Raw genomic sequence first — 3,500 nt, 5'->3', positions numbered from 1 at the left:
CTTGATATAGAAAATTTTAGGGATTTCCCGGCCATGATCAATGAGCTGGCCAAGTATAAGGATAAAAAGATATTGACCTATTGCACCGGTGGCATTAAATGCGAAAAAGCATCGGCTCTATTACTGCACGAAGGTTTCCCGGAAGTATACCAGTTGCATGGTGGTATAATTAAGTACGGTAAAGAAGCCGGCGGCGAGGATTTTGAGGGTAAATGCTATGTTTTTGATAACCGCCTATCGGTTGATGTGAATAATGTGAACCCGGTAGTGATATCAACCTGCCGTAATTGCGGAAAAACCACACCCAAGATGATCAATTGCGCCAACCCAGAGTGCAATGAGCATTTTACCCAGTGCGATGAATGCGGCACCAAAATGGAAGGCTGCTGCAGCGATGCCTGTCAAAGCCATCCGCGCAAACGGGAATATGATGGTACGGGTTACTATGTAAAGGTTCCGCAGCCGGTAAATACGTTAAAAAAAGAAAAAATTCAGCTGGCTTAATAGCCGTATAAAAAGAGAGAAGCCCCGTGATGTATTCACGGGGCTTCTCTCTTTTAGTGAAAGGGTAAATGAGGAGTCCTTTAATTTTGCTTTATCTTTGTTGCCTTTTATTCCGGTACTAAATTGTATTTTGTTAAAGCCGATAGTTATTCGGCAAATTGTAACCATGCGTAAATCTGCCCTGATCCTGATATATTTTTTATGTACTGTTTTATGGTCTGCACATGCGGCCGACATTAAAAGTATTGGGGTGCCTTATGTTCAAAACTACACCAAGGCTACTTACCAGGCAGGCAATCAAAACTGGTCGGTAACCCGTGATGAGCAGGGCATCATGTACTTTGGCAATGCCGAAGGTCTGTTATCTTTCGACGGCAAATACTGGCAACAACACCACATGCCCAACGGCCTTATTGTACGTTCTGTTTCGGCCGATGGTCACGGAAAAATATATACTGGTGCTTTTGGTGAGTTTGGATACTGGCAGGATAATAACAAAGGCTTTTTAAGCTACAATTCACTCATTCACCTTGTACCTAAAAAATATCGTCCCATTAATGAAGAAATATGGAAAATATATATTGACGGCGATCGTGTGCTTTTCCAATCATTTGGCGCTATATATGTTTATGCTCGGGGGCGTATTAATGTCATAAAAGCTCCACAGCCATACCTGTTTCTGTTTAAGGCAGGCAATCGTATTTTTGTTGAGCAGGTATCGGCCGGCCTATTTGAATTAAAAGGCAGCAAATTACAGTACATACAAGGCAGCAACCTGTTGGGCAATAGCGGTGTACTATCTATACTTCCATTTCAAAACAACAAATACATTATTGGTACTGCGCAAAATGGTTTGTTCATTTACGATAGTATCAATATCAGCCCCTGGAACAACCAGGCAAATGACTTTTTAAAAACCTATCGCCTTAATAACGGCATTACCATACCCGGCAAATATTTTGCTTTTGGAACCATATTAAATGGAATAATCATTGTTGACACCGCAGGCAATGTGGTGCAGCATATCAACAAATCAAGCGGGTTACAAAACAATACTGTTTTAAGTTTATATACCGATGCCGAGCAAAACCTTTGGGCCGGCCTTGATAATGGTATTGACCGGATAGAGGTTAATTCGCCCCTTTATTTTTACTTTGATAAAACAGGCAAATTCGGTACGGTATATGCCAGTATCATTTTTGATAACAAAATATACCTGGGTACCAACCAGGGACTTTTTTACAGCGATTGGCTGCCCGATAAAAACCAGCTTTTCCAGTCATTTGATTTTAAGCTTATTCCAGGCTCACAGGGGCAGGTCTGGGATCTGTCGTTACAAGATGGCCGCCTGCTTTGTGGGCATAATGAGGGCACTTACCAGGTAAATGGCGGAACCATCACCAAAATATCATCCATAACCGGCGGCTGGACAATTAAAAAGCTAAACCAAAACTTATTGGTACAAGGTACCTATACAGGCTTGGTAATATACAAAAAGGACGTAGCAGGCAACTGGATCTTTAGTCACAGAGTGGAAGGTTTCGGCGAACCTTCCCGATACGTTGTACAGGATAACAAAGGGCAAATATGGGTAAGCCATGCCTATAAAGGCATATATAAGCTAACACTTAGCAGCGATCTGAAAGAGGTAACATCATCCATATATTATGATAAGCAATATGGCCTGCCGGGCAGTTACAATGTAAATGTTTTTGACCTGGACAACCGGGTAATATTTTCTTCCGATTCGGGCTTTTACATTTATGACGATATCACCGACCGCTTTTTTAAATACACACAGCTAAATAAAAAACTGGGCACATTTTTATCATCTGGTAAAATTATAAAGGCTATAGGTAAAAAATTCTGGTTTATTAATCATGGCCATGTGGCCCTTGCCGATCTTGCTGTGCCCGGTAAACTTCATATTGACACCAATAGCTTCACCGTACTTAACGGACAAATGGTGCAGCATTACGAAACCATAAACCGCATTAATAACTCAACATACCTCATTAGTATTGATGATGGCTTTGTGATATTAAACGACGGCGATTCGGTTTTACCAAATCAAATAAAAACCCCTCCGGTACTCATCCGTCGTATTGAAAACGTAACTGATAAAGTAACGGTGTTGAGCGATGTTAATAATAGTAATCGCACTATTGAAATACCCTATGCTCAAAACAACATACGCATTGCCTATGCATTGCCTTACTATAAGCAGGCCAAAATTAAGTTTCAGTATTATTTAGAGGGCTACTCCAGGCAATGGTCAGACTGGACACCACAAAGCCAAAAAGAGTTTACCAACCTTGATCATGGTACCTACCAATTCAAGGTACGCGCTAAAATAAATGATCAAAATGTATCTGCCATTACTACTTTAACCATTGTAGTGTTACCGCCTTGGTATGCGGGCAAGCCTGCTATAGTATTTTATGCGCTGCTCCTTATTGCCGCTTATTATTTGGTCAGGTATTATTATCGTTCAAAACTAAGGCGCCACCAGCAGCACTTACAGGAAAAGCTACAAAAAGAGAAAGAAGATTTTTTAAGGCAGGAAGCCATAGCCAACGAACAACATATTATTAATATTAAGAATGAGCAACTACAGGCCGATCTGGCCGGCAAGAGCCGCGAGCTGGCCAATTCGGCCATGAACCTGGTTTATAAAAATGAATTGCTGCTAAAATTAAGTGAAGAAATAACCCACCTGAAAGATAGCTCAGGGAAAAAATTATCCGACGATCAGTTACGCCGGATACAAAAGGTAATTGACGAGGGCATGAATGACGAGCGCGACTGGAACATATTTGAAAAGAGCTTTAATGAAGCACATGAAAACTTTTTCAAAAAACTCAAATCAGGCCACCCGGATCTGGTTCCCAACGACCTAAAATTATGTGCCTACCTGCGCATGAACATGAGCAGTAAGGAAATGGCCTCGATTTTAAATATATCACCTGTCTGTTATACACATCTCCTTTTATAAG

Annotated in this window: 2 protein-coding genes; both read left to right on the top strand. The window is 41.0% G+C overall.

The features are described 5' to 3' along the window. Nucleotides 1–504: rhodanese-like domain-containing protein (locus AAGC65_RS14865; protein ID WP_343113248.1), on the top strand; the 504-nt coding region annotated here is incomplete at its 5' end. 166 nt (nucleotides 505–670) lie between these two features. After that, a complete protein-coding gene (locus AAGC65_RS14860) occupies nucleotides 671–3,499 on the top strand; it encodes a triple tyrosine motif-containing protein (protein WP_343113247.1) in 2,829 nt (942 codons plus the stop codon). The last annotated feature ends 1 nt before the right edge of the window (nucleotide 3,500 follow it).

This window comes from Mucilaginibacter sp. (assembly GCF_039207105.1).
GTDB lineage: Bacteria > Bacteroidota > Bacteroidia > Sphingobacteriales > Sphingobacteriaceae > Mucilaginibacter.
This window is presented reverse-complemented; position numbering and strand designations above follow the sequence as displayed.

Bases quoted from the DNA above. Each gene is read 5' to 3' on its own strand.
- AAGC65_RS14860 (WP_343113247.1), top strand. From the start codon at position 671: ATGCGTAAATCTGCCCTGATCCTGATATATTTTTTATGTACTGTTTTA.